28 protein-coding genes are annotated in these 25,572 nt (G+C 63.2%); 13 read left to right on the top strand and 15 right to left on the bottom strand.

Features of this window, described 5'->3' with window-relative positions:
• Positions 1–4: 4 nt before the first annotated feature.
• Positions 5–241 (bottom strand): MbtH family protein, encoded by a 237-nt coding sequence (locus U5A67_RS06115; RefSeq protein ID WP_321818216.1) that lies wholly within the window; start codon positions 239–241, stop codon positions 5–7.
• Between the two features lie 95 nt (positions 242–336).
• Positions 337–564 (bottom strand): hypothetical protein, encoded by a 228-nt coding sequence (locus U5A67_RS06110; protein ID WP_321959682.1) that lies wholly within the window; start codon positions 562–564, stop codon positions 337–339.
• A gap of 190 nt (positions 565–754) precedes the next feature.
• On the opposite strand from U5A67_RS06110, the gene U5A67_RS06105 reads away from it, so the two are divergent.
• Positions 755–1,843: a peptidoglycan DD-metalloendopeptidase family protein gene (locus tag U5A67_RS06105; RefSeq protein WP_321818217.1), complete on the top strand. Its 1,089-nt coding sequence runs from the start codon at positions 755–757 to the stop codon at positions 1,841–1,843.
• A gap of 19 nt (positions 1,844–1,862) precedes the next feature.
• Here the strand turns inward: U5A67_RS06105 and U5A67_RS06100 are convergent, their stop codons facing one another.
• Positions 1,863–2,936 (bottom strand): LysR family transcriptional regulator, encoded by a 1,074-nt coding sequence (locus U5A67_RS06100; protein WP_321818218.1) that lies wholly within the window; start codon positions 2,934–2,936, stop codon positions 1,863–1,865.
• Between the two features lie 161 nt (positions 2,937–3,097).
• Here U5A67_RS06100 and gtdA point away from each other — a divergent pair, with 161 nt between their 5' ends.
• The 5 genes from gtdA to U5A67_RS06075 all read left to right on the top strand — a co-directional run bounded on the left by gtdA (position 3,098) and on the right by U5A67_RS06075 (position 7,326).
• Positions 3,098–4,141: a gentisate 1,2-dioxygenase gene (gtdA, locus tag U5A67_RS06095; protein WP_321818219.1), complete on the top strand. Its 1,044-nt coding sequence runs from the start codon at positions 3,098–3,100 to the stop codon at positions 4,139–4,141.
• A gap of 33 nt (positions 4,142–4,174) precedes the next feature.
• Positions 4,175–4,873: a fumarylacetoacetate hydrolase family protein gene (locus tag U5A67_RS06090; RefSeq protein ID WP_321818220.1), complete on the top strand. Its 699-nt coding sequence runs from the start codon at positions 4,175–4,177 to the stop codon at positions 4,871–4,873.
• Between the two features lie 19 nt (positions 4,874–4,892).
• Complete coding sequence (gene maiA / locus U5A67_RS06085) at positions 4,893–5,546, top strand: maleylacetoacetate isomerase (protein ID WP_321818221.1); 654 nt, start codon at positions 4,893–4,895, stop codon at positions 5,544–5,546.
• A 23-nt stretch (positions 5,547–5,569) separates the two neighbouring features.
• Positions 5,570–6,778, top strand: a complete 1,209-nt coding sequence (locus U5A67_RS06080) for a 3-hydroxybenzoate 6-monooxygenase (protein ID WP_321818222.1) — start codon at positions 5,570–5,572, stop codon at positions 6,776–6,778.
• A gap of 140 nt (positions 6,779–6,918) precedes the next feature.
• The gene (locus U5A67_RS06075) at positions 6,919–7,326 is read left to right on the top strand and encodes a DUF302 domain-containing protein (protein WP_321818223.1); all 408 of its coding nucleotides are present in this window, start codon (positions 6,919–6,921) and stop codon (positions 7,324–7,326) included.
• Between the two features lie 184 nt (positions 7,327–7,510).
• Here the strand turns inward: U5A67_RS06075 and U5A67_RS06070 are convergent, their stop codons facing one another.
• Positions 7,511–7,768, bottom strand: a complete 258-nt coding sequence (locus U5A67_RS06070) for a hypothetical protein (protein WP_321818224.1) — start codon at positions 7,766–7,768, stop codon at positions 7,511–7,513.
• Between the two features lie 534 nt (positions 7,769–8,302).
• Here U5A67_RS06070 and U5A67_RS06065 point away from each other — a divergent pair.
• Entirely contained in the window at positions 8,303–9,988 is a 1,686-nt protein-coding gene (locus U5A67_RS06065; RefSeq protein WP_205982625.1) for a phospholipase C, read from the top strand.
• Positions 9,989–10,216: 228 nt separating this feature from the next.
• The gene (locus U5A67_RS06060; protein WP_205982624.1) at positions 10,217–11,644 is read left to right on the top strand and encodes a cytochrome-c peroxidase; all 1,428 of its coding nucleotides are present in this window, start codon (positions 10,217–10,219) and stop codon (positions 11,642–11,644) included.
• 55 nt (positions 11,645–11,699) lie between these two features.
• Here the strand turns inward: U5A67_RS06060 and U5A67_RS06055 are convergent, their stop codons facing one another.
• Complete coding sequence (locus tag U5A67_RS06055; protein WP_321818225.1) at positions 11,700–12,689, bottom strand: alpha/beta hydrolase; 990 nt, start codon at positions 12,687–12,689, stop codon at positions 11,700–11,702.
• Between the two features lie 381 nt (positions 12,690–13,070).
• Between U5A67_RS06055 and U5A67_RS06050 the strand changes: the two genes are divergently transcribed.
• The 4 genes from U5A67_RS06050 to U5A67_RS06035 all read left to right on the top strand — a co-directional run bounded on the left by U5A67_RS06050 (position 13,071) and on the right by U5A67_RS06035 (position 15,195).
• Entirely contained in the window at positions 13,071–13,448 is a 378-nt protein-coding gene (locus U5A67_RS06050; protein ID WP_321818226.1) for a hypothetical protein, read from the top strand.
• Positions 13,449–13,458: 10 nt separating this feature from the next.
• A complete protein-coding gene (locus U5A67_RS06045) occupies positions 13,459–13,797 on the top strand; it encodes a hypothetical protein (protein WP_321818227.1) in 339 nt (112 codons plus the stop codon).
• 16 nt (positions 13,798–13,813) lie between these two features.
• Positions 13,814–14,308 (top strand): lytic transglycosylase domain-containing protein, encoded by a 495-nt coding sequence (locus tag U5A67_RS06040; protein WP_205982620.1) that lies wholly within the window; start codon positions 13,814–13,816, stop codon positions 14,306–14,308.
• Between the two features lie 425 nt (positions 14,309–14,733).
• Positions 14,734–15,195 carry a DUF805 domain-containing protein gene (locus U5A67_RS06035; RefSeq protein ID WP_241023344.1) on the top strand — a complete coding sequence of 154 codons (462 nt, stop codon included), beginning with the start codon at positions 14,734–14,736 and terminating at the stop codon, positions 15,193–15,195.
• 13 nt (positions 15,196–15,208) lie between these two features.
• On the opposite strand, the gene U5A67_RS06030 is transcribed toward U5A67_RS06035, so the two are convergent.
• The 8 genes from U5A67_RS06030 to U5A67_RS05995 form a co-directional block, all read right to left on the bottom strand.
• Positions 15,209–15,547 carry a cupin domain-containing protein gene (locus U5A67_RS06030; RefSeq protein ID WP_321818228.1) on the bottom strand — a complete coding sequence of 113 codons (339 nt, stop codon included), beginning with the start codon at positions 15,545–15,547 and terminating at the stop codon, positions 15,209–15,211.
• Positions 15,548–15,655: 108 nt separating this feature from the next.
• Complete coding sequence (locus U5A67_RS06025; protein WP_321818229.1) at positions 15,656–16,087, bottom strand: OsmC family protein; 432 nt, start codon at positions 16,085–16,087, stop codon at positions 15,656–15,658.
• Between the two features lie 132 nt (positions 16,088–16,219).
• Positions 16,220–17,008, bottom strand: a complete 789-nt coding sequence (locus U5A67_RS06020) for a c-type cytochrome (protein WP_321818230.1) — start codon at positions 17,006–17,008, stop codon at positions 16,220–16,222.
• Complete coding sequence (locus U5A67_RS06015) at positions 17,005–18,630, bottom strand: b(o/a)3-type cytochrome-c oxidase subunit 1 (RefSeq protein ID WP_321818231.1); 1,626 nt, start codon at positions 18,628–18,630, stop codon at positions 17,005–17,007. The genes U5A67_RS06020 and U5A67_RS06015 overlap by 4 nt, the downstream gene beginning before the upstream one ends.
• Positions 18,620–19,198: a cytochrome C oxidase subunit II gene (locus U5A67_RS06010; protein ID WP_321818232.1), complete on the bottom strand. Its 579-nt coding sequence runs from the start codon at positions 19,196–19,198 to the stop codon at positions 18,620–18,622. Before U5A67_RS06010 ends, U5A67_RS06015 begins: the two co-directional genes overlap by 11 nt.
• A gap of 29 nt (positions 19,199–19,227) precedes the next feature.
• Complete coding sequence (locus U5A67_RS06005; RefSeq protein WP_199126471.1) at positions 19,228–19,410, bottom strand: hypothetical protein; 183 nt, start codon at positions 19,408–19,410, stop codon at positions 19,228–19,230.
• 22 nt (positions 19,411–19,432) lie between these two features.
• Positions 19,433–20,713 carry a c-type cytochrome gene (locus U5A67_RS06000; RefSeq protein ID WP_415767791.1) on the bottom strand — a complete coding sequence of 427 codons (1,281 nt, stop codon included), beginning with the start codon at positions 20,711–20,713 and terminating at the stop codon, positions 19,433–19,435.
• Positions 20,714–20,777: 64 nt separating this feature from the next.
• Positions 20,778–21,449 (bottom strand): c-type cytochrome, encoded by a 672-nt coding sequence (locus U5A67_RS05995; RefSeq protein ID WP_321818250.1) that lies wholly within the window; start codon positions 21,447–21,449, stop codon positions 20,778–20,780.
• Between the two features lie 524 nt (positions 21,450–21,973).
• Between U5A67_RS05995 and U5A67_RS05990 the strand changes: the two genes are divergently transcribed.
• Positions 21,974–22,723: a FadR/GntR family transcriptional regulator gene (locus tag U5A67_RS05990; RefSeq protein WP_321818233.1), complete on the top strand. Its 750-nt coding sequence runs from the start codon at positions 21,974–21,976 to the stop codon at positions 22,721–22,723.
• 71 nt (positions 22,724–22,794) lie between these two features.
• Here the strand turns inward: U5A67_RS05990 and U5A67_RS05985 are convergent, their stop codons facing one another.
• Together U5A67_RS05985 and U5A67_RS05980 are read right to left on the bottom strand one after the other, a co-directional pair.
• Positions 22,795–24,378, bottom strand: a complete 1,584-nt coding sequence (locus tag U5A67_RS05985) for an aldehyde dehydrogenase (NADP(+)) (protein ID WP_321818234.1) — start codon at positions 24,376–24,378, stop codon at positions 22,795–22,797.
• 161 nt (positions 24,379–24,539) lie between these two features.
• Positions 24,540–25,454, bottom strand: coding sequence for a LysR family transcriptional regulator (locus tag U5A67_RS05980; protein WP_321818235.1), 915 nt, complete (start codon positions 25,452–25,454; stop codon positions 24,540–24,542).
• Positions 25,455–25,572 lie beyond the last annotated feature (118 nt).

Raw genomic sequence — 25,572 nt, 5'->3', positions numbered from 1 at the left:
CTCGTCAGCGCGCGGCGGTGGCGGCGGCGGCTTGGTCGGCTTCGTCCATCGCCTGACGCAGCGAAAGCGGGCGCATGTCGACCCAGACTTCGTCGATGTGCGCGAGGCAATCGGCCTTGCTGCCCTGCTTGCCGGTGGCGCGCCAGCCGGCCGGCATGGCCTTGTAGGTCGGCCAGATCGAGTACTGCTCTTCGCCGTTGATGACTACGTCATAAACTGTGCTTTCGTCGCCCCAACTCATTTTCTTGAATCTCCATAGCAGTGCTTATCGAGGGTGGGCCTGCGGCTGCGATCCGTGGGGAAGGCAGCATGGCTTCGGCGCTCGATCCGCGAACATTACGAATAGCTGACAATGACGACGTTAGGCGCCAGGTAGACGTCAAATGGCGACGTCTTTGGAATGGTCAGAATAATATTGCGCCCCATTACGTCCGTCAAGAAATGAGAATCATTCGTATTTAAAAATGTGACGTCGCGGGTGTTCAGAGGCGTTTGAGCGAAGGGCGAACCTGCTTGCGATGCCGCTGGCATAGCGAAGATCGAAGGGGTTGCAGCAAAATTCACGATTCCTCTGTAAATTGCCGCGATCGATCCGTTAAAAACAGGGATTCAACGCTTTTGACAGTTTTTTAAGTTTCGCTTAAGAATCGTCCGTTAGTCTCGGTGCCTTCGTTCATCGTCGCTGCAACGGCGTCGATGTCTCCCCGAAAACGGCGCATCGCGCGGTTTTCTGCCAGTAATCCGTACCCAGTAGATGCCCAAGCTCGTATCGACGACATCTTCGGGAGTCGCGGGCAAGGCGTTCATCGTGGCCGCTCTCAGCACGGTCTGCACAGCATGGCTTTCGCACCAGTTGCCAAAGCCAGGCGACGATGTTTCGCTGCATGCATCCGACGACATGCCCGAGCAAGCCGCCCGCCGCGCCTCAGTGCCCGCAGTCGCCCAGCTTCCCACTCCCGCGCCGGCTCCCGTCGTGCAACCCGCCGTGCCCGCGTACCGGGTCGAAACCGTGCAGGTCAAGCACAGCTTCTCCGAAGCCGCCGATCAGATGGGCATCAACGCCGCGATCACCGCGAAGCTCGCGCACGCGCTGGAAGGGCGGATCGACTTCCGTCACGATCTGCGTCCGGGCAGCGAAGTGCGCTTCGTGTTCCGCAACGGCACGACTCAGGTGGCGACTTCGGCTGCTGCGGCTTCTTCGGCATCGGCCGCGACGGTTGCGGATGCAACGACTGGCAGCGCAGCGAACGCCGACGCCACGCCCGTCGCCATGCGTATTTCCACGGGCAAGGAATCGCACGATCTGTTCCTCTACCGCAATCTGGACGGCAAGGCGTTCTACTATCGCGCCGACGGCCGCCCGGCCGCGCCGACCTTCCTGCGTTATCCCGTGAACTTCACGCGCGTTTCGTCGGAGTTTTCGCCGGAGCGCCTGGACCCGGTCACGCACCGCTGGGCGGCGCACGAAGGCGTCGATCTCGCGGCGCCTATCGGCACGCCGATCCACGCCACGGCGCAAGGCACGGTGACGTTCGCAGGTTGGGAACTGGGCTATGGCCGCGTCATCAAGATCAAGAACTTCGGCGAGTACTCGACGACCTTCGCGCATCTTTCGCGTTTCGCGAAGTCGCTGCGTGCGGGCGCGCAGGTGAAGCAGGGCCAGGTGATCGGCTATGTCGGCAAGACCGGATGGGCGACCGGGCCGCATCTGCATTACGAAGTGCACGTGGATAACGTGCCGCAAGACCCGCTGACGGTCGATCTGCCCGTGCGTACCGCGCTCGACGGCGCCGACAAGGAACATTTCGCGCAGCAGGTCCAGAAACTCACGCCGATGCTTTAAGCGCTTCCGGGCGAGCGCGTCATCGACTTGATGCGCTTGCCCGTTTGTTGGTGCGTTTGCTTGCTGCCGCTTTGCTTGCCGCTTTCTGCGGTGATTTCCGCGGACCTTTCCCCGCATGCGCGGCCGCTGCGAGCCGGTCTTCGTCTTCCTCCTCGTTCCACTCCTCCTCGCCTTCCACGCCGATGCGTGCGCACGCACGCAAATGCGTTAGCGCAAGCGCCACGGCCACGCGGTTCGCGCTGTCCGCGCGCCAGTACATCGACACCGATCCAAAACCCGTCAGCCGCATCGGCAAGACATGCAGCGCGTTGAGCCGCGCAAAACGCATGGCCGCGCGATGCGATGCCACGCCCAGTAGCGCCGTCTGATTGAGCAGCGTGACGTTGAGGATCGACGAATTCGATTCCACGCAATGTCGCGGCAGGCCGCGCCCGGCCGCCGCCAGCGCCGTTTCCAGCGCCTTGCGCACCGGCGTGCCCTCGGGCCAGATGATCCACGGATACGCAAACGCATCGTCCCAGTCGATCGACTCGCGCGCGGCGAGCGGATGCTCCAGCCCGCAAACGAAGTTGATGCGCTCGCGGTACAGCACTTCGCCTTGCAGCAGCGGATCGATCGCCTCGCTGGAGGTGCGCCCGACCACGATGTCGAGTTCGCCGCGCATGAGTTGCGGCATCATCAGATTCATGGTGCTTTCGACAAGGCGCACCTGCGCGCGCGGCAGATCTTTCACGAGTCGCGCGACCGCCATCGGCACGGTATCCGCCGCCGACACCCCCGACGTACCGATCGCCACCAGCCCGCTGCCGCCGTCGCGCTGCGCGGCCAGGTCGTCGCGCGCGCTATCCAGATGCCCGGCGATCCGGCGCGCGTGCGCGATCAACGCCTCGCCATAGGACGTGGGCCGCAGCCCGCGCGCGTGCCGCTCGAACAGCGGCAGGCCGATGTCTTCCTCCAGTTCCTTGAGCCATTTCGACAGCGCCGGCTGCGTGGTGTTGAGCGCCGCCGCCGACTGGCTCAGATTGCCGGTTTCGCCGACTTTGAGCAGCAATTCCAGATGCCGTAACCGCAGCCGATGAGTCCAGTCCGTCATGACGCGCGCTCCAAGGTATATACAGAACTATATGGATGAGATGAATTTGTCATTTTACAGGGTATGCCTCGCAGGCCTATAAATTCACTCGTTGCAGATCGAATCCGGCCGCGCGCAGCACTCACAAGCGCGCCGCGCGCCGCCAAAAAAAGGAGACACCGATGTCGACGGTTCAAAACGAATCCCGCGCCGCCTATTACGAGCGCATCGCTCGCCAGCAACTCTCGCCGCTGTGGGAGTCGCTGCACACGCTCGTTTCGGCGTCGCCGCATCCCAAGGCGCAGCCCGCTCACTGGCGATACGCGCAGATCCGCGAACTGGTGATGCAGGCCGGTTCCGTGATCAGCGCGGCCGAAGCCGTGCGCCGCGTGCTGGTGATGGAGAATCCGGGCCTGCCCGGCAAATCGGCCGTGACGCCGAATCTCTACGCGGGCCTGCAACTGATTCTGCCCGGCGAAATCGCTCCGAGTCATCGGCATACGCAGTCGGCGCTGCGCTTTATCGTCGAAGGCAAGGGCGCGTGGACGGCCGTGAACGGCGAGCGCACCACCATGCATCCGGGCGATTTCATCATCACGCCTTCGTGGACGTGGCACGACCACGGCAATCCGTCGCTCGACGATGGCGGCGAGCCGGTGATCTGGCTCGACGGTCTGGATATTCCGCTGGTTGCGCATCTCGACGCGAGTTTCGCCGAGAATTTCCCCGAAGACACCCAGCCGGTCACGCGCCCCGAAGGCGACAGCTTCGCGCGTTACGGCAGCAATATGCTGCCGGTGCGTCATAAGGTAAGCGATCCGACTTCGCCGATCTTTAGTTATCCGTATGAACGCAGCCGCGAGGCGCTGGACACGCTGTATCGTCACGGCGATCTCGACGAATGGGACGGCGTGAAGCTGCGCTACGTGAACCCGGCCACCGGCGGCTGGCCGATGCCCACCATCGCCACCTTCATGCAGTTTCTGCCGCAGGGTTTTCGCGGCCGCACTTACCGCAGCACCGACGCCACCGTCTATTGCGTGGTCGAAGGGCAGGGCACCGCGCATATCGGCGACAAGGCATTCGAATTCGCGCCGCACGATGTTTTCGTCGCGCCGTCGTGGGCGCCGGTCCGACTCGACGCCGATGCCGACAGCGTGCTGTTCAGCTATTCGGACCGTCCCGTGATGGCCGCATTGAATCTGCTGCGCGAAGCGCGTAGCTGATCCCATTCCTTTTCAGAGAGCATCCAGAGAATCATGGCATTCGTCTTTACTCCCGAGGCACCTGTTGCCGTTCCCGTCGCCGGTTCGAATGATCAATTTGCCGTGCGCCGCGTTTATTGCGTGGGCCGCAATTACGCCGCACATGCGCGTGAAATGGGCTTCGATCCCGACCGCGAACCGCCGTTCTTCTTCTGCAAGCCGGGCGATTCGATCGTGCCGGTGGCCTATGACGAAACGCTCGACATCGCGTATCCGGCGCAGACCACGAACTATCACTACGAAGCCGAACTCGTGGCTGTGATCGGCAAGAGCGGTGCGGATATCGAGGTCGACAACGCGCTCGATTATGTGTGGGGCTATGCAGTCGGCCTCGATATGACGCGCCGCGATCTGCAGATGAAAATGCGCGAGATGGGCCGTCCGTGGGAAATCGGCAAGGCCTTCGACCGCTCCGCGCCGATGGGTCCGATCCATCGCGCGAGCGAAACCGGTCACTTCGAGCAAGCCGGTCTCTGGCTGAGCGTCGATGGCGCAACGAAACAGAAAAGCGATGTGTCGCATCTGATCTGGTCGGTGGCGGAAACGGTGGCGTATCTGTCGAAGTTCTTCCGCCTCGAACCGGGCGATGTGATTTTCACGGGTACGCCCGAAGGCGTGGGCCCGGTGAAGGCCGGCGAGACGATGAAGGTGGGCGTCGAGCGTCTGGGCGAACTCAGCGTGCGCGTGGTCTGAAGCAGCAGGAGTGTCGATCGTGGAGCTTTACAGTTTTTTCAATAGCTCGACGTCCTGGCGCGTGCGCATTGCCCTCGCGCTCAAGGGCCTCGACTACGCCACGCTGCCGGTGAATATCCGCACGCTCGCGCATCGCGAGTCGCAGTACGTGAACGAAGTGAATGCCTCGGCGGCCGTGCCGGCTCTGGCCGATGCGGCGCTCGAAGGCGGCCCGCTCGGGCAGTCGCTGGCGATTGTCGACTGGCTCGACGCGCAGCATCCCGAGCCGCGTCTGATTCCCGCCGATGCGCAACAGCGCGCACGCGTGCTCGAATTCGCCGATCTGATCGCCTGCGATATTCACCCGGTCAACAATCTGCGTGTGCTGCGTTATCTGCAGGATGTGCTGAAAGTTACGCCTGCGCAAAAGGACGCGTGGTATCGCCACTGGATCGCCGAGGGCATGGCGGGCGTCGAGCGTCTGCTCGTGCGTGCGCGCAGCGAAGGACCGTGGTGCTTCGGCGCGCAGCCGACACTGGCCGATTGCTGCCTGATTCCGCAGATCGGCAACGCCTTGCGGTTCGGCTGCGATCTCGCGGCGTATCCGCGTGCGATGGCGGTGTATGAGCATGCGCAGACGCATGCGGCCTTTATGCAGGCACAGCCGCAACGGCAACCCGACTATATTGCGTGATCCGGTCAGAGGAGACATCTACCATGAGTACAACGAATCAAACCGGACCGCGCGTGATCGTGGTTGGCGGCGGCATTGGCGGACTGGCAGCGGCGCTTGCGCTGGCTCGCCGCAACGTGCGGGTGTTGCTGCTGGAACAGGCCGAGAAGATCGGCGAAATCGGCGCGGGCATTCAGCTCGGGCCTAACGCCTTCCATGCGCTCGATGCACTGGGCGCGGGCGAAGCGGCGCGCACGCGCGCGGTCTACACCGACTGGCTCAATCTGATGGACGCCACCGATGCGAGCGAAGTCGCGCGCGTGGAAACCGGCGAGCGCTTTCGCGAGCGATTCGGCAATCCGTATGCGGTGATTCATCGCGCGGATATCCATTTGTCGATTCTCGAAGCGGTGCAGGGCAATCCGCTGATCCAGTTCCGCACCAGCACGCAGGTGCAGACGCTGGAACAGGACGAAAGCGGCGTGACGTTGACCGACCAGCACGGCGAGCGTTATCGCGCCGATGCTGTGATTGGCTGCGATGGCGTGAAATCGGCGATCCGCGCGAAGCTGATCGGCGACGATGCGCGCGTGACGGGCCACGTGGTCTATCGCGCCGTGGTGGAAACGGACAATATGCCCGAGGATCTGCGCATCAACGCGCCGGTGGTGTGGGCCGGCCCGCATTGCCATCTGGTGCACTATCCGCTGCGCGGCGGGCGTCAGTACAACCTCGTCGTCACCTTCCATAGCCGCGAGCAGGAAGCGTGGGGCGTGCGCGACGGCAGCAAGGAAGAAGTGCTGTCGTATTTCAAAGGCGTGCATGCGAAGCCGCGCCAGATGCTCGATCGTCCGACTTCGTGGCGGCGCTGGGCAACCGCCGATCGTGATCCGGTCGAGCGCTGGAGCTTCGGCCGCGCCACGCTGCTGGGCGACGCCGCGCATCCGATGACGCAATATATCGCCCAGGGCGCCTGCCAGGCGCTCGAAGACGCGGTCGCGCTGGGCGCGGCTTACGAGGCGGCAAACGGCGACTTCGAAAAGACGTTCTCGATCTACGAGAAGGCCCGCATTCCGCGCGCTGCGCGCGTGCTGTATTCGGCGCGCGAAATGGGCCGCATCTATCACGCGAAGGGCGTCGAGCGGCTCGTGCGCAACTCGTTGTGGGTCGGACGAACCCAGGAGCAGTTCTACGACGCGGTGCAGTGGCTCTATGGCTGGAGCGAAAAGACCTGCCTGCAGGGTGCCATTTAAGGGAGTAGCGGCTTCGTGCTCCGGCGGTTTCAGGCGCGCCCAAGCGTCGTGAGATGGATTCGCCTTCAGGCTGTCGTCTTTATCGACTACAGTGCGAATTCGTACACGCACGCGCGTGCGTCCACCAAGGAGCACCAGCCATGACGACCGGGCACGGGCAACACCCCTCATCCGTCGTGACGCTCAAGAGCGCCCACGACTTCGACACGACGATCGCCCACATCAAGACCGCGCTGGAGGGCGCGGGCGCCGTCGTGTTCGCAGACGTGGACCAGCGCGAGGCCGCCGCGCTCGCCGGCCTCGATTTACGCCGCACGCGGCTGATCCTGTTCGGCAATCCCAAGGCGGGCACGCCGGTCATGGCGGCCAATCCGCACGCGGCGCTGGAGTTGCCGCTGCGCCTCGTGGTCTGGGAAGACGACACGGGCCACGCGCATATGGACTATCGCGACGTTTCGCAGACACTCGGCCCGCTCTACGCCATCGCGCCCGATCTGCTCGTGCCGCTGCAACGCGTGGTGGGGTTGTTGCAGACCGCCGTGCAGTGAGGCCGTGCAGTGAGGCTGCCGCCTTTCATTTCGCTGCGCGTTTAAGGCATTGACACGCACGTGTTAAGCCAGCGCTTGCCTTGGGTCAAGCGTCAGAAAGCGCGTTGCAAGGTTCTGCATCGCGCCACCGATCAGGCGTCTACGGCACGCGCGAGTTGTTCGGCGTGCCTTCGCGCCTGATCGATCACTGCCCGAAATATATATCGCAGTCCGAACGAGGCCAGCACGCCTTGCTGCGGCGCGACCCCGTCGCGCTCCGCGTATCGGGCATGCCGCCGTACGACATATCGGTGTTCGCCTGGGCGCTCGCATTCGCATCGTTGGTCATCGTCTGATGCGCGCGTTCCTGCGAAATGGGCTCGCTTTGCGACTGCGCCGTGCCAGGCGCCGTCGCGGCCGCCACCGTCAAGATGGCGGCGATAAACGCCAATCGGATCTTCATTTCCACACTCCTTCTTGAACGCCGGGGCCGCAACAGGCGACGTCCCGGCGCGCGCGCACGGCACACGCTGCCGTGCCGTGCGCACTCGAGAGGAAGGCCGGAATGCCGGCGCATGGGCGCCAGGCTGCCGAACGTGTTAGCTGATGCTTCCACAGTGGACGCGCCTCCGCCGGATCGGGAGGCGGCGCAGCGTGGCGCGGCGCAAGAAGAGGGACAAAAGCGGGCGCGCAGAGAACGTCCACGCTGCTGCTTCAGTTATAGATCGCGCCCCTTGCATGTGCAAAACCGCGCCTTCCCAAATGTTGCGATTTGCCCGCAATCCTTTCCAGATTGAAATGTAGCGAAAGCTTAAAGAAATCGAACGGTCGCCGTGTAGTCATGTTCCGGTGTTGTAATTCGCACGCCCTGATGTCTGGCGCATTACCTGTGTAAGTACCTGGAAGGCGCTGAAATACGAAAGGCAGGCCCACACGTCTTTTTGACGCGCCCGCAGGACTCTAAAACCAACTCGAAGAATCGATGGAGCCCAACAACATGTATCGCCGAGCATTACTCGCCCTACCGTGCGCCGGTCTGGCCGCCGCACTGTTCGCGTGCGGAAGCAGCAACTCGAACAATGGATCGTCGGCGACCGCGGCGGTGTCCGCGCAAGACGCTCTTACGACCGCCACGCCGATCAAGCATCTCGTGGTGATCTATGGCGAGAACGTCTCGTTCGACCACTACTTCGCGACCTATCCGAGCTCGACGAACCCCACGGGCGAGCCGGCTTTCTCGGCCGCTACGGGCACGCCGAGCGTGAACGGTCTGTCCGGTTCGCTGCTCACCTCGAACCCGAACTTCACCAACACGGCTAACGGCACGGGCGCCGCCAACCCCTTCCGTCTGGACCGTTCGCAGGCCGCCACGGCCGACCAGAACCACGCCTACACGGCCGAGCAGCAAGCCGGCGACAACGGCGCGCTCGACCTGTTCCCGAAGTACACGGGTAACGGCACGAGCGGCGGCGCGGACGCCTTCGGCACGAAGGGCCAGGTGATGGGCTACTACGACGGCAACACCGTCACGGCCCTGTGGAACTACGCGCAGAAGTACGCGATGAGCGACAACGCATGGACCACGACGTACGGTCCGTCGACGCCGGGCGCACTCGAAGTGGTGTCGGGCCAGACCAACGGCCTCGAACTCGTGAACACGTCGAAGCAGCCGGCCACGGCGACGACCTCGTCGTACTACATCGCTGACGGCGCGGGCGGCCTCACGATGATCAACGACGTCGATCCGGGCTACGACACGTGTTCGAGCACGACCGATTCGGGCATGATCAACGCGCTCAATATCGGCGACCTGCTGAACGCGCAGAAGGTCAGCTGGGGCGGCTTCATGGGCGGCTTCAACCTGCAGACCGTGAACTCGAACGGCACGACGGGCTGCAAGCGCAGCACGATCGCAACGGCCGTGAACGCTGCAACGAACGACTACATCCCGCACCACAACTGGTTCCAGTACTTCAAGTCGACGTCGAACCCGCTGCACACGCGTCCGAGCTCGACGGCCGCGATCGGTTCGAGCCTCGAATCGGACGGCAAGACGGCCGAGCCGGCCAACCACCAGTACGACACGGATGACTTCTTTGCCGCTGTGAAGGCCGGCAACTATCCGTCGGTGAACTTCCTGAAGGCTCCGGCTGCACAGGACGCGCACGCTGGCTACTCGGACCCGCTCGACGAACAGGCTTTCGTCACGAAGGTCGTGAACTTCCTGATGCAGCAGCCGGACTGGAAGAACACGCTCGTCGTTGTGACCTATGACGATTCGGACGGCTGGTACGACCACCAGTACATGGCGCCGGTGCATTCGTCGATGGCCGCAGCCGACCAGCTCAACGGCAGCTCCGTGTGCGGTACGGGCACGCAGCCGACGGGTGTGGCGGGCGCGCCGGTCAACGGCCGCTGCGGTCCGGGCACGCGTATTCCGTTCCTCGTGATCTCGCCGTATGCGAAGGCCAACTACGTCGACCATACGTTCATCGATCAGGCTTCGGTCGTGCGCTTCATCGAAGACAACTGGCTCGGCAGCGCGCGTCTGGGTGGCGGTTCGTTCGATGCGGCAGCCGGCGATCTGCGCGGCATGCTGAACCTGACGGGCACGGCCAACACGACGCCGCTGTACCTCGACACCACGCTCGGCACGCAACTGAGCTCCGCACCGGCGATGTGATCGCTGCCCGGCGCGAGATCGGGTTGCGCACGCATCGATCGGCCTGATTCTGGTTGATCCGATGGGTGGGCAAACCCGGACCTCGCGCCGGGTTTTCGCCGTTTTTTCAGCCCGGTTCAGATAAACCGAACCGGCGCAGGTAGAGCCCGACGCCGTGTCGAGCGCCACCGGTCAACCGCCGGGCGCCCACGGCTTTCGGCATTTTTGTCCCGCCAGGAAGAACGCTTCATGTCCGAGCTTTCCGCATCGCCCACTCCGTCCTCTCCCACGCCGCGTGCGCCGGCCAGGCCCGCGCGCCTCGTGCTGCGCGCCGCTGCCGCCGTGGCGATTGCCGCGCTGGGTTTTTGTGCCTATGCCGTGGCGTTTCCCGCCAACGTGCCCGAGCAGGTGGGCGATATCGTCGAGAACCTGACCGGCGCGAATCCGCATCCGGTCGTGCTGCAGCGGCCGCCCGTCGCGCCGCTTTCGGCGATGGCGCAGCTCGGCAAAAAGCTCTTTTTCGATCCGTCGCTGTCGGCTTCGGGCCAGCAGTCGTGCGCGTCGTGTCATAGCCCCGACCACGCTTATGGCCCGCCCAATAGCCTCGATGTGCAAAAGGGCGGCCTCGCGATGACGCAGCAGGGCTATCGTCCGCCGCCTTCGCTGATGTATCTGTATCGCCAGCCGAATTTCAGCATCGGCCCCGATGCCGGCGAAAACGACGACGCGCCCACCGTCGCGCAGCAGGCCACGGCGGCCGCCAATGTGGTGAAGTCGCAGAAGACCGCGGGCGGCGCATCGACCTCGGTGGAAATGGTGCCGCAGGGCGGTCTGTTCTGGGACGGCCGCGCCGACACGCTCCAGCAGCAGGCGTACGGGCCGTTGATGAATCCGGTCGAAATGGCGAATACGAGCATCGACACGGTTGCCGAAAAGCTCAAGAACACGCCGTACGCGAAGGAATTCAATGCGCTCTTTGGTGCGCGTGTTTTCGACGATCACCGCCTGGCCGTTGCCGAAGCGATGTTTGCGATCTCGCGCTATCAGGTGGAGGATCAGTCGTTCCATCCGTATAACAGCAAGTACGACCGCTGGCTCGAAGGCCGCGCGCATCTGAGCCAGGCCGAACTGCATGGCCTGCGTCTGTTCAACGATCCTGACAAGGCCAATTGCGCGGGCTGCCATTTGTCGAAGCCCGCCAAAGACGGTCTGCCGCCGATGTTCACCGACTACCAGTACGAAGCGCTGGGCGTGCCGCGCAATCGCAAGCTCGCGCAGAATCAGGATGCGAAATTCTTCGATCTTGGCGTGTGCGGGCCGTTCCGCTCCGACTTCAAGGACCAGACGCAATATTGCGGCATGTTCCTCACGCCCACGCTGCGTAATACCAGCACGCGGTCGGTGTTCTTCCACAACGGCATTTATCACAACCTCGATCAGGTGATGGCGTTCTATAACGAGCGCAATACCGATCCGGGCAAGTTCTATCCGCATGGCGCCAACGGCAAGATCGACAAATACGACGATATTCCGGCGCAATTCCAGAAGAATGTCGATGTGACCGATGCGCCGTTCGATCGCAAGTTCGGCGAAAAACCGGCAATGACCGCCGATGAGATTCGCGATATCGAGGCCTTCCTCAAGACGCTGAATGACGATCCGGTTGCGGCGAACTGAGTGGGTTTGATGCAACGTCCCGCGTCGATTGCGATGCGGGACGTTGCGCACGCAATCACTTCGCGGCGAGCGGTTGCGGTGTTTCAATGAAGCGTTCGATGGCGGCCATGGTCGGCTCGGGCGCTTCTTCCATCAGCCAGTGTCCCGAACCCGGCACGATGACGCCTTCCACGTGGGTATCGACCTGCCTGGCCTGATCGATCAGGAAAGTGCCGGAGGCTTTTTCTCCCGCGACCACGAGCATCGGCATCGTCAAGGGCTTTTGCGCGAAGGCGGCGAAATCGTCGGCGTCTTGTCCGAATGCGTGGAAATACTCGAAGCCGGCTTGCATACGGCCGGGGCGTGCATACGCGGCGGAATAGTATCGGCGATCTGCTTCGGATAACGAATGATTGCCGTTGGCGGCGAAGTCATTCCAGAAGTGCTCGAAGTAGACGCGTTCGCGGCCTTGCACGAGCGCAAGCGGCGTGGCGCCATAAAAGTTGAAATGCCATTTGTCGCGCAGCAGGAAAACCTTTTGCCAGTCGCCGACGCCGGGCAGGAATGCATCCATCAGCACGATGCTTTGCACTTCGTCGGGATATTGTGCGGCATAAGCATAGGCCACCATCAGGCCGATATCGTGACCGACGATCTTCACCTTGCGATAGCCGAGCGCATGGACCATGGCGTGAATGTCCTGCGCGAGCGCCTTCTTGTCGTAACCGTTCGCGGGGATGCCCGAATCGCCCGCGCCGGGCAGGTCGGGCGCGATCATCGGGCCGTTCGCGGCGAGGCGCGTCATCAGCGGGCGCCACATATGGCTGGTTTCCGTGTAGCCGTGCAGGAGCACGACGGGCGTGGCGTCGTTGCCATCTGCGGAGCTGGATCCGGAACCAGACCCGTCACCGGCACCGGCGCCGGCCTGGAGATAGTGCAGGCGCAGGCCATTCGCTTCGATATCGTGCGCGGAGATAGCGGGCGCCGCAGCGTGGGCCGTTGCGACTAGCGCGGCGGCGCTGGCGAGCGCGGCCGCGGCGCGCTTGAGTGTGGATGAGAGCTTCATGTGAGCGGTTCCTTGAGAAGTGGCCGAATGAATGTTCGACACGTTGGAACCGATGATGGACCGCATCACGCCCGTTGCCGTGCGAGCAGAACGACGAAGATGTTCGAAGAAATCGAACAGGTGAAAATGACTGGTGACTGCCTATTTCGTTAGACGAATGCACTAAAAATGGGCATATGACGAGTAAGCAAATGTCATGGTTCGCCGATTGACGAAGCAATTCTCTACACAGACTGCGATTCCTCTGGCGGCAATGTTCCCCAAGGCCGCACATCGCGAGCGAGTTTTTCCTTTTTGGCAAACGTTTGCCGTCCGACTATCAAGTCCACGTAAAAAAAGCCGAAAACGCGCATGTAGACCTGTAACTCTGGAGATTGGGACGTGAAGCGCGTTGTCTTCTTACTCGCCGTACTTGCCGTGACAGGCTGCGCGCAATTGCATCCGGTCGATTCGGCGCAGGCTGGCAAGCCGGCCTTGTCGGGCGCGATCCTGCGCTTCGATATTCCCGCCGATGCGCTCGGCGCACGCGATCCGCAACTGAGCGCCGTGCTCGCCAAGGCGGGCGCGCTGGCCGCTGCGCAAAAGCGCCCGACCTTGATTCGCGTGACCGCGCTCGGTCAGGATCTGCGATACATCAACGAGGCGATCTGGCACGGCGTGCCGGTGCACCAGACCAACAAGCCGGTGCTCGAAAACCTCACGGCCGGCGCGAACCAGACGTACAGCGTGTCGATCGAGCCGCTGCAATCGGGAGGCTGACGAGATGCGCATGATTGCTTCCGCGCTCGGCGCGATGCTGCTGTCCACCGCCGCCTGGGCGGGCCAGCCGGATGCTTCGGGCGCGAGCCTGCAGGCGTCGGCGGGATTTTCCGCTTCGCCTTCCAGCGACAAGGTGTATCCGCCGCTGCCCACGCTCGCGATGCTGCCGCCCGCAGCCAGCAGCGATGACGACGATCTGCCTGCGCCACGCACGTCGTCACGCAAAAAGAAGCAGCGCCAGCATGATGTCCGCCCGGTTGGGCCGACGGCGCGGCTCGTGGTGTCCGATTCTTCGCGCACCTATCTGAAGGACATCGAGCATCAACTCGATGTTGCATTGGCGCGCTAATCAGGAGATCACGGGGATGTCTGTCAATCTATTGCGTGCGCTACGCCGCACGCGCCTCGGCGTTTTCGGTGTGCTGGCCTGTGCGGCCGCTGCATTGGGCACGCCCGCCGCGCAAGCTTCGACGACCGATAACGACTGCTTCGAAAAAGCCGGCGCCTATCAAGGCGTGAATCCGCTCGTGCTGCGCGCCGTGGCATGGCGCGAATCGAAAGGCGATGCCTCGGCCGTGAACCACAATACCAACGGTTCGATCGACGTTGGCCAGGCGCAGATCAATTCGATTCATTTTTCCGAACTGGCGCGCCAGGGCATTCCGCATCGCGCGCTCACGGACCCGTGCGTGAATATCTTTGTGGCCGCGTGGTTGCTCAAGCAAAAGATGGTGCGATACGGCAACACGTGGCGTGCGATTGGCGCGTATCACTCGGAATCGCCGGGCGAGCGCGATGCCTACGCGCGCAGCATTCAGGCCATTCTGGTGAGCTGGGGCCAATTGCAGCCCACGCGTTGAATGAGCGGTGACGGGGCGAGCGCGCCTCGTCACTGTTTTTGAGGCCTTTCTCTTGCGCCTCGCACTGCGATCGTCAAGGTTGCGCGTGCAACCAGTTCCAGTCTGCGGTTCCCTTTATTCCCTATTCGAATTGATATGCCGCAAGCATTGAATGCATGCGAATTGAATCGATTATGGAAAATCGACTATTTGAGGCATCATTACGCGCGATTTAAATATCGGCGAATCGATCCGCTATGAATAATAGAAAGGTTCGATTCTAAAAGTTCTTCAATTTTTCATATGAAGATGTCGATAATCCGTTGGACGGGGTGCGCGGGGTGCGTATTCGGTGTCATGTAGTTCGCATAATAATGTCCGAAGTTGTCTTCGCATCGGCGTATTCAATCCGCACAAATAACGACAGTGAATAAAGGAGCGAATCGATGGATATGATGTTCTGCTACGGCTGCGGCAAGCAGCTTCACAAGACGGCCCAGACGTGTCCGGGTTGCGGGGCAATCCAGCAGGGCACGGTCGCGCTGGCCGCTGCGAGTGTTGGGACGGGAGAAGAAGCGCCGCAGAACTGGTATATCGGGCCGCTCAAGAAATACGTCACGTTTAGCGGTCGCGCGCGCCGCAAAGAGTTCTGGTATTTCACGCTGTTCAGCACGCTAATTTCAATTGGCTTATTGATCATCGGCTGGATGCTGAATGTCGAGAGCGCCTTGAACAGCCTTTACAACCTCGCTGTATTTCTGCCCACCGTTGCCGTTGGTGTGCGTCGTCTGCATGACACGGGCCGCAGCGGCTGGTGGTATCTGCTGCCTATCGTGAACCTGATTTTCTGGGCGCAGGATGGCGATTCGGGGCCCAATAAATACGGCGACGATCCCAAGTCGGTCTGATTTGCCAGCGCACTCAATGCGCGTCGTGCGCGAGATGAATCGTCACGATGATCGAGGCGTCGTCGAGTGCTTCCAGCGCGTGCGCCTCGCCCTTGTTCAGCAGCAGCATGTCGCCGGCGTGCATGGTGCGGGGTTCGCCGTTGATGGCAAAGCGGATCACGCCTTCGACGCATAGCACGGTGATTTCGCCGGGCGCGCGATGCTCCGGCACGCGTTTGCCCGCGGGCAGCACCATGCGGATGACTTCCAGTTGCGCCGCACGAATCAGGGTGATCGTGTTCGCGTTCTTGAGCGCGGCGCCAAGCGGGCGGACGTCGAAGACCTCGCCGGGCGCGGCATGGGGAATGGCCATGACGGTTTCTCCATCAAAGTCCAGCAAACTCCACCACGGCAGCGGACCCGGCGTGAATCGGCGTGGCCGGGCCGCCGCATGTTGCTGAAGTACGTCGCTGAATAGCACTTAACCCGCCAGCTTCGCGTTCAAGGTGATCTTCGCGTTGTTTGCGAACAGCTTTGACACTGGGCAGTTTTCTTTCGCGCCCGTCGCGAGTTTTTCAAACGTCGCCTGATCGATACCGGGAATCGTCGCGGTCATGTCGAGCTGGCAGGCCGTGATCGAAAAGCCTTCGCCCACTTTTTCCAGCGTGACCGTCGATTTCGTCTCGATGTTGTCGGCCTTGAAGCCCGCTTCGGTCAGGAAAAGCGAGAACGCCATGGTGAAACAGCCTGCATGCGCGGCGCCGATCAACTCTTCGGGATTGGTGCCGGGACCGCCTTCGAAACGCGAGGCGAAGCCATAGGGCGCGTCGCGCAGCACGCCGGTCTGGGTCGAAATCGTGCCCTGGCCGTCCTTGATGCCGCCATGCCATTTGGCGCTTGCCATCTTTTGCATGATGTTTCTCCGTGAGGGAAGTGGTCGAAGAGGTTACAGCGGGGATCGAGCAGGCGCGCAAACGGCGTGCCGCGGCGCATTCGCTACGGCGTCGCGTCACGGGTCACGCATCGCGCTCGGGTCAAGCTCGGGTCAAGGACTCGCGCTGCCCGCATACCACGCGGCGGCCGTGTCGATTTCCTCGGGCGTCATATTGCGCGCGATGTTGCGCATCTGTTCGGAAATATCGTTGTGGCGCGTGCCGTTTGCGAATGCCATGAGCTGCGCTTTCGTATAAGCGGCGGGCAGGCCGTCGAGCCACGGGCTGCCCACCTTGCTGTCGATACCGCCGTGGCAGGCCGCGCAAGCGGGAATGTTGCGCATCGGCGCGCCGTGCGCGACGATCGCGGGCATATCGCCACTCAGGCGCGCAACGGGGGCGAGCGAAGCGTAATACGCAGCCAGATCGCGCATGTCCTGATCGGAAAGATTCTGCGCCATCGGCGACATCACGGCGCTCTGGCGCGCGCCGCTCTGGAAGTCGAGCAATTCCTTGTAGACCACGCTCGCGTATTGGCCGGTGAGATTCGGCGAATTTGCTTCGCTCATGCCGCGCGGACCGTGGCACATGGTGCAACGCAGCGAGAGGGTGGCGCCGCGTCCGATCGATAGCGAAGTGGCGTCGTCGAGTATGTGCGGCGCGAGTTCGACCGTGCTGACCTTGTAGCCGGGCGTGACGGTGGCGCTTGCCTGACCCCACTGACGCGGCACGCCCGCCGCGCTGCAGATCGCGTTCCAGAGCCCCCGAAATTGCGGGTCGCTTTGCGCGGACGGCAGCCAGACAAAACCGATCAGCGCGGATACGACGAGCACCAGAATGGTCGCGCCAACGCTCGCGCGAAACCAGACATTGCGTAACGAGAACAGGCGTTCGTCGTTCATCGCGGCGCTCCGATCGGGATGGCGGGCACGGTGGTGTCCGGCGTCGCGAGCAGTTGCGCGATGGGGTAGCCGTAATTGGCGATCGTCAGCGCGACCATCAGCACGATCCACAGCGCGAAGCTGTTGAGCGCCACCGGCAGTCTCGGCGATTCGTGCACCGGCGCGCTGAAGCGGTATTCCTCGGCGGGCTGCGTGGCGCTGCGATGGCCTTGCAGCAGCACCACAAAAAACAGCACGGCGGACATCACGAGAATCAATCCGCCAATCGCCGATATCGTCACGAGACTGGCCTGCGCCGCCAGCGCGGGATCGCTGTAATCGAAATAGGCCATGCGGCGCGGCATGCCGAGCAGGCCGACCAGATGCCAGGGAAACGTCGTCACGATCATGCCGATAAACCACAGCCACAATTGCCAGCGCATCAGGCGCCAGTTGGCGAGCGTGCGCCCGGTGAGTTGCGGCCATAGATCGTAGGCAATGGCGAAATACATGATGACGATTGCGCCGCCGTAAATCAGGTGGAAATGCCCCGTGACCCATTGCGTGTTGTGGATCGGCTGATCGAGCTGGTAGCTCATATTGATGAGGCCGCCCGCGCCGCCGAATCCCAGCATCACAAAGGAAAATGCGAGTGCGAGCATTTGCGGGTTATGCCAGGGCAGCTTTGCGATCCAGCCGAATACGCCTTTGCCGCCGCGCAGCCGTCCCGCAATTTCAACCGAAGCGCAGATCGTGAATACCGTGAGCAGCGTGGGCACGGCCACCAGCGCGGTAAAGACCGATTGCAGGAACTTGAAGCCCGCGCCCACCTGCGGATCGGTAAAAAGGTGATGCAGGCCGATGGGCATCGCCACGACCAGAAATAAAATGAATGAGATGCGCGCCATTGAATCGCTATAAAGGCGCCCGCCAATTGCACGCGGAATGATCGTGTAATAGGCGATATAGGCGGGCATCAGCCAGAAGTAGACGATGGCATGCAAGGTCCAGGAGAAGAACACGCGGGCGAGTCCGGCATCGATGGTGTGGCGCCAGCCCAGCGCGACGGGCAGGATCTGGAACAGCACCTCGATCGCCGCGCCCACGGCGGTCCAGCCCCACAGATACGCGCCTGCCGTGGTTGCGAACATCGCCAGCGGCACGGGTTTGCCGCGATTCTCGCGCTTCCATGCCGCGAGATTCACGCTCATCAGCGCAACCCAGATCCACGAGCCGACCACCACCAGCACCACGCCGATGTAATAGAACACATTGCCGATCATCGGCGGATAGAAGGTGTAGAGCACCGATGCACGGCCGAGCGCAACCGGCACCGAAGCCGTCACCGCACCGAGCGTGAGCAGAATGAAGCCAAGCCACGCGAAGCGCACCCCTACGAGCGGGCGCTTGAGCGCAAGCTCGCTCACTGCGTATCCAAAACCCATGGCGATCAGCGTGGGGAACGCATAGCCCATCACCGTGCCGTGTTCCGTCACGGATCGATAATATATTTCGGGGTCCTTAAGCCATGGGTGGAGCGGGCTGCGTACGAGCATCTGCCAGGCGCCCAGCAATAGCGCCACGCCGAACAGCACGAACCCGAGCCAGAAATGGGCGAGCACGAGGCGCTTGTTATTTAACACAGCTCAGTCTCCCCGAATGATTCTCCGGCAGCGCGGCCATCTGCATGAAGGCGTCGCGATCGACTACTTTGACGTGGGCCCACATGCCTTGATGACCGGTGCCGCAATATTCGTGGCAGGGCATCAGGTGATCGCCGGGTTGGGCAAAGGTCGTGCGGAAAGTGGAGACGTAGCCCGGCTCGACCATCGAATTGAGGTTGGTGTCGGTGACGAGAAAACCGTGCACGACGTCGGCGCTGGTGGCGCGAAAGGTGATCGGCACGCCCGCTGGCACGACGATGCATTGCGGCGTGAACGAATACTGCTGCGCCAGCACGCGCACCGTCACGGAGCCATTGGGTTCGAGTGCGCTGCCCAGATTGGTTTCGACGAACTCGCCGGATACGTGCAGCGTTTCCGGATTGATGGTTTCGACGCGCGAAGGCGGCATCATGGCCCAGTGCAGACCGGTGAAAACCACCATCGCCACCAGCACGAGAGCGAGCGCGACCATGAACATGGCCCAGCGGCGCTCCACGCGTGCGGCGACTTCGGCGCTGGCATGGGGATCGGTTGGATGCGTGGACATGGGAGCGGTTCGCGCAGGTCAGGAGTGTTTCACTGGATCACGCCGCGAGGCAGGAACACCAGAAAGTAGAAGGCGAACCAGATTGCCGCCACGATCGCCGTGGCGATGCTGGCCAGCGCCAGCGCACCGCCCGGCCCCTGGCGAACGATCTCGTCGACCTGTTCGTGTTGCGCTCGCTCGCCTGGCTGCTCGGGAACGGGTGTTTCGATCATCGCGGCCTCGTGATAAACGTTGCTAGAAAAGCGGCGCGGAGCGTAGTGCGTTGACTTCTTTCACCGATACCGGCGCGCCGTGATTTCCCCACGCCGTGCGGATATAGGTCACCACAGCGGCCACTTCTTCATCCGAAAGCGATTGCGCGAAAGGCGGCATGCCATAGGGCATCGGATTCTTTATGGTGCCCGGCGCGTAACCGCCATTGAGGACCATGCGAATAGGGTTCACCGCCGAATTCATCTGGATCGACTGATTGTTCGCGAGCGGCGGGAAATGTGGCAGTTTTCCTTGTCCCTGCGTGGCGTGACACACGGCGCATTGCGCCTCGTAAATCTTCTGCCCGAGTGGCGCGAGACGATTCGATTCTTCCGTGACGACCTGGCTCCTGGGCGATTGATCGACTTCGTTCGAATGGCCAGGCAGCGACTTCAGATAGACGGCTACGGCGCGCACGTCGTCTTCGGTGAGGTACTGGAAGCTGTCGTAGACGACTTCCGCCATTGGCCCATAGACGGCGCCGCGATTAGACACACCGGCGTGCAGCAGATCGACGATATCGTCGATGCTCCAGTCGCCGAGCCCCGCTTCCTTGTTGGACGTAAGCGAAGGCGCATACCAGTTCTGCAGGGGAATCAAACCACCCTGAAATTCCTTCGAGGCGGAATTGCCGCCCAATGCATTGATTTCCGTATGGCACATCGTGCAATGGCCGAGTCCCTGCACCAGATACGCGCCGCGATTCCATTCGACCGACTGTTTCGGATCGGGCTTGAATTCGCCCGCACGAAAGAACAGCGCGCGCCAGCCAAGCAATAGCGAGCGCTGGTTATACGGAAATCGCAGCGTGTGGGCGCGATTGGGCTGATGCACGGCTTGCGTGGACATCAGATAGGCGTAGATCGAGTCGGAGTCGGCGCGCGTCACCCGGGTGTAGGAGGCGAAGGGCATCGCCGGATAAAGCAGCGTGCCGTCGCGCGATTTGCCTTCGTGCAGCATGCGATAGAACTCGTCGGCGCTCCATGCGCCAATGCCATAGGTTTTATCGGAGGAGATATTCGGCGTGTAAAGCGTGCCGAACGGCGTTTCCATCGGCCGCCCGCCGCCGAACATCTGTTGCGACGGCACGGTGTGGCAGGCAATGCAGTCGCCTGCGCGCGCGAGGTATTCGCCGCGCGCGATCTGCACGGCGTTGGCGGCCATGGGTTTGGCGTTGGCAGTGGCCGCTGCTGCCGCTGCGCTCGCGGCGTCTGCGGCGTTGACAGTGGGCGCGGCGCTTTGCGCGAGCGCGTTGAGCGTCAGCGCTGCAAGGAGCCAGCCAGTCACGGCGATGAGGGATCGAAGTCTGCGCACGTCGAGGCCTCGGCTAGTGGGGGACGCTGCCGCACGCGAGCGGCAGCGGCGCGGGCGCGGCTGGCATCGGATCGGCCGGGGCGGGCTGGGCGGCCAGCCAGGCGGCAATCGCCGTGATGTCGCGCTCGGCCAGATGTGAGGCGATGTCGTGCATGCAGTCCGGGCTGGCGGCGCGGCGCGTGCCGTAGCGGAACGCGCCCAGCTGCGCGCTGATGTAATCCGCGTGCAGGCCCAGCAAGCCCGGAATCGCGGGCTGCATGCCCGTGAGCGAGGCGCCGTGGCAGGCCGCGCAGGCGGGCACCTTGCGCTCGGGCGCGCCGTTGGTCACGAGCGATTTGCCCAGCGCCAGCATGGCGGCATCGACCCTGGGCGTGGCGGGCGCCGGATAGGGCGGATGCTGCTGGGCGAAGAAGGCGGCGATCTGCTTGAGGTAGGCGTCGGGCAGATAGGCCAGCAGATAGTTCATCGGCGGATAACTGCGGCCGCCGTCGCGAAACGCGATCAACTGGTTGTAGAGATAGCCCTCGGGCTTGCCCGCAAGGCGCGGGAAGTAGTCGTTTTCGGTGCCTTCGCCATGCGCGCCGTGGCACGCGGCGCAGCCCATCACGCGCGCCTGCAGGGTGTCGGGTGCGCGTTCGGCGGGCGGCGCGGCGTGCAGCCGTGCGCCGGGCAGCGAGAGCGCCATCGCGCCGACCAGGGCCGCAGCAAACGCGCTAACAACGCGGACGATGCGATGGCTCAATGATTCCCTCGTTGCGAATTGTGGGGGTGCTGGTCAACACAAGCGACAGCACAAACGCGATGCGATCCGGTATCAGTTGAGGCGCTTTCCGGTGACTGGGGTATGTCAGGCCGGTGTGCATCCTTTGCGAGAGATTATGGACAAAAAACCCGGCTGTCGAGAGCAATGTGTACACCTGCCGTAGCACGGTTTCTTTACGTTTATCCCTTGAAATAGCAGGTTTGCTAACACGGCGACGAATTTTCGCAAGAGATGACTGGTATCGTTTGTTATGGATTCCATATTAATTTTGAGTGATCGAAAAAATATGGCACGAAGGCTTGCCGGCGCGTGAGCAGGTTGTCCGATGTCCTGGGCGAGAGCGTGCCCCGATAGCCTGTTCGCAGGGATAAAAGCGCCCGCGCCTCGCTCGCGCAGTTGTCCGACGACGTATAATGGTGCGAAATCCGAACACCAAGGAGGGGACGATGGCCGATCCGCTCGCCGCGCCCACACTCAACCGTCCGCCCCGCAATCGCAATCTCGCCGAACACGTGGTCACCTACGTCAACGAGCAGATTGCCTCGCGCGCACTCAAACCCGGCGACAAGCTGCCGACCGAAAGCAGTCTCATGACGCTGCTCGGCGTGAGCCGCACCGTGGTGCGCGAAGCCATTTCCCGTCTGCAGGCGATGTCCGTGATCGAGACGCGTCATGGCATCGGCAGCTTCGTGCTGGAGCCGCGCCGCGAGCCGCTCGATCTCGATGTCGTGCCCGCGAGCACGCTCAACGATCTGCTGTCCGTGCTGGAATTGCGCATCAGCCTCGAAACCGAATGCGCGGGCCTTGCCGCCCAGCGTGCGAGCGAGCGCGATCTCGCGGCTATCCGCACGGCGCTCGACGCGATTTCGGCGGCCACGCGCGCGGGCGGCGACAGCCCCGGCGCGGATCTGCAGTTTCACGTTTCCGTGGCGCGCGCCACCGGCAACCGTTATTTCGTCGATATCCTCACGCAGATGGGCGCGGCGCTGATTCCGCGTCATCGCATCGATTCGGCGGGTATCGCGCACAGCGATCCCAAAGCCTATGCCGAGCTGGTGAATCGCGAGCACGAAAGTATTTTCGAAGCGATCGCGCGCCATGATCCCGAAGGCGCGCGCGCGGCCATGCGCATGCATCTGTCGAGCAGCCGCGAACGGCTGCGTCGCGCGGCGGCAGCTGCGGGCGAAACCGCCTGAAGCGCAGCAACCCGGCATAAAAAAACGGCGGCCAGATCGATCTGGCCGCCGTTTTTCATTCACACGCTCGTTCAGCCGCGCACGATGTCGCCATCCTTGCGGCGCCACAGTTCCAGCGGGTTGCCATCCGCCAGCGCTTCGGGCAGCAGACCTGCCGGGAAATCCTGATAGCAGACCGGACGCAGGAAGCGGTCGATCGCGCTCGTGCCCACCGACGTCGCGCGGCTATCGGACGTCGCCGGGAACGGGCCGCCGTGCACCATCGCGTGCGAGACTTCCGCGCCGGTCGGGAAGCCGTTGACCAGCAGGCGGCCAGCCTTGCGTTCGAGAATCGGCAGGAGGCGTCTAGCGGCGGGAAGGTCGTCGGCGTCCATCTGGAGCGTGGCGGTCAACTGGCCCGCGAAGTGTTCCGCAACCGCCAGCAGTTCGGCTTCGTCCTTGCAGCGCACCAGCGTCGAGGCCGGGCCGAACACTTCGTCCTCCAGCGCGGGCTGCGCGAGGAAGGTCCGGGCGTCGGTGACGAAGAGGGCGGCGCAGGCCTGGTTCGGGCCGCTTTCCGGCTGACCTTGCGCGAGTGCGTTGACGCCAGGCGTCTGCGACAGGCGTTGCGCGCCTTGCTCATACGCCGTGTGGATGCCGGCCGTCAGCATGGTCTGTGCAGGCTTGCCGGCCAACGCCGCCGAGGCGGCATCGGCAAACTGCGCAAGCGCCGGGCTTTCCACGGCAATCGCCAGGCCCGGATTCGTGCAGAACTGACCGGCGCCCAGCACCAGCGAATCGACGAAACCCTGCGCGATCGACGCACCGCGCGCGGCCAGCGCCTGCGGCAGCAGGAACACCGGGTTGATGCTGCTCATTTCCGCGTAGACGGGAATCGGCTCCGGGCGTTGCGCGGCGATACGCATCAGCGCCGTGCCGCCCGCGCGCGAACCGGTGAAGCCCACCGCCTTGATGGCCGGATGCGCAACCAGCGCCTCGCCCACCGTGCGGCCCGCGCCGACGATCAGCGAGAACACGCCTTCGGGCAAGCCCATGTCCTTGACGGCCTGCTGGATCACGCGGCCGACCATCTCCGACGTTCCCAGATGCGCGCCATGCGCCTTCACGACGACCGGGCAACCGGCTGCGAGCGCCGCAGCCGTATCGCCGCCCGCGACCGAAAACGCCAGCGGGAAGTTGCTCGCGCCGAACACCGCCACCGGGCCGACGGCGATCTTCTGCAGACGCAGATCGGCGCGCGGCAGCGGCTTGCGCTCGGGCAGGGCGGAATCGAGCGTCGCGCCAAGCCACACGCCCTGACGCACTTCCTGCGCGAACAGGCGCAACTGGCCCACGGTGCGGCCGCGCTCGCCTTCGAGACGGGCCTTCGGCAAACCGCTTTCGGCGTGGGCGCGTTCGGTCAGCGTGTCGCCGAGCGCGGCGATGCCGTCGGCGATGCGTTCGAGAAAGGCCGCGCGCGTGGCGAGCGGCAGATTGCGGTAGGTGTCGAACGCGGCGCCGGCCAGTTCGCAGGCGAGCTTGACGTCGGCGGCCGTGCCGCTGCCGAACGCCGGCGCGGGAATGTCTTCGCCGGTGGCGGGGTTGAAGGCCAGTAGCGGTTGGTCCGAGCCGCGCACGGCGCGGCCTCCGATAAGCATGTCGCCGGTGATCTGCATGGTGTCTCCTGGTGAGCAAAGCGATGAGTTATGTCATCGTACAACATAAGCCGTGCGGGAAACAACTTTTGCGGATCAGGGCGGATATCTCGATGTAAAAGAAAATTTTGTCGGAAAAGTGTCACAAATCAAGTCGAAAAATTTCGTGTGACATCGTACAACTAGGCGCTGTGGCGGGTTTTCGCATGCTGCGAAAAATAGTCGAGCGCGAAATCCCGGAAGCGTTCGACAGCGGGCGTGTTCTGCTCTTCGCTCCAGGCCAGATCGAGGTCGGCGTGGGCGTCGGCGGTCCAGAGCGGGTGGAACTGGACATCGCGAAAACCCAGTTCCTGCGCGGAGGCGGGCACGATCGCCACGCCCAGCCCCGCGCGCACCAGCGCGACGATGCTATGCGTCTGGTCGATAAACTGCACGTGGCGCACGCGCACGCCCGCCGCGTTGAACAGCCCGGCGATGCGGTCATGAAAGTATTTGCCGCCGTCGGGCGAGTACATGACGAAGGCTTCGTCCTCCAGATCGCGCGCGGCAATCGTGCGGCGCTTCGCCAGCCGGTGCGTGGCGGGAATGGCGGCCATCAACGGTTCGCGCCGCAGCAGCCGGCAGGCGATACCAGGGCTGGCGAACTGGGCGCGCATGATGCCCAGGTCGATCGCACGGGTTTCCAGCGAGCGCGTCTGCGCGAGCGACACCATTTCGCGCAGCACCACGGTGATGCCGGGCAGCGCCTCGCTGGCCGCCGACAGCAGCGCGGGCACCATCTGATAACCCGAGACCGCGGTGAAGCCAACCGTCACCTGGCCCGCGTCGCCGCGCGCCACACGCCGCGCCGAATCGGCGGCCTGATCCGCCAGTCGCAGGATGCGCAGTGCGTCGTCGTAATAGACGCGGCCCGCCTCGGTCAATTTCACGCTGCGGCTATTGCGCTCGAACAGCACGAGCCCCAGCGCTTCTTCGAGCAGATGGATCTGCCGGCTGAGCGGCGGCTGCGTCATGAACAGGCGCGCCGCGGCGCGCCCGAAGTGCAATTCCTCGGCGACGGCCACGAAACAGCGCAGATGATTGAGGTCGACGTTCATTTCAATTTGTGTATCGATCGATGCTGAATATAGCTTAGACCTCGATCGATCGCCTGCCTATACTCGATTGCGATTTCACCCCACGATGCGGTCCGCCGCCACGGCGAGCCGCCTCGCC

The organism is Paraburkholderia sp. J69-1 (genome assembly GCF_905220255.1).
Taxonomy (GTDB): Bacteria; Pseudomonadota; Gammaproteobacteria; order Burkholderiales; family Burkholderiaceae; genus Paraburkholderia.
This window is presented reverse-complemented; position numbering and strand designations above follow the sequence as displayed.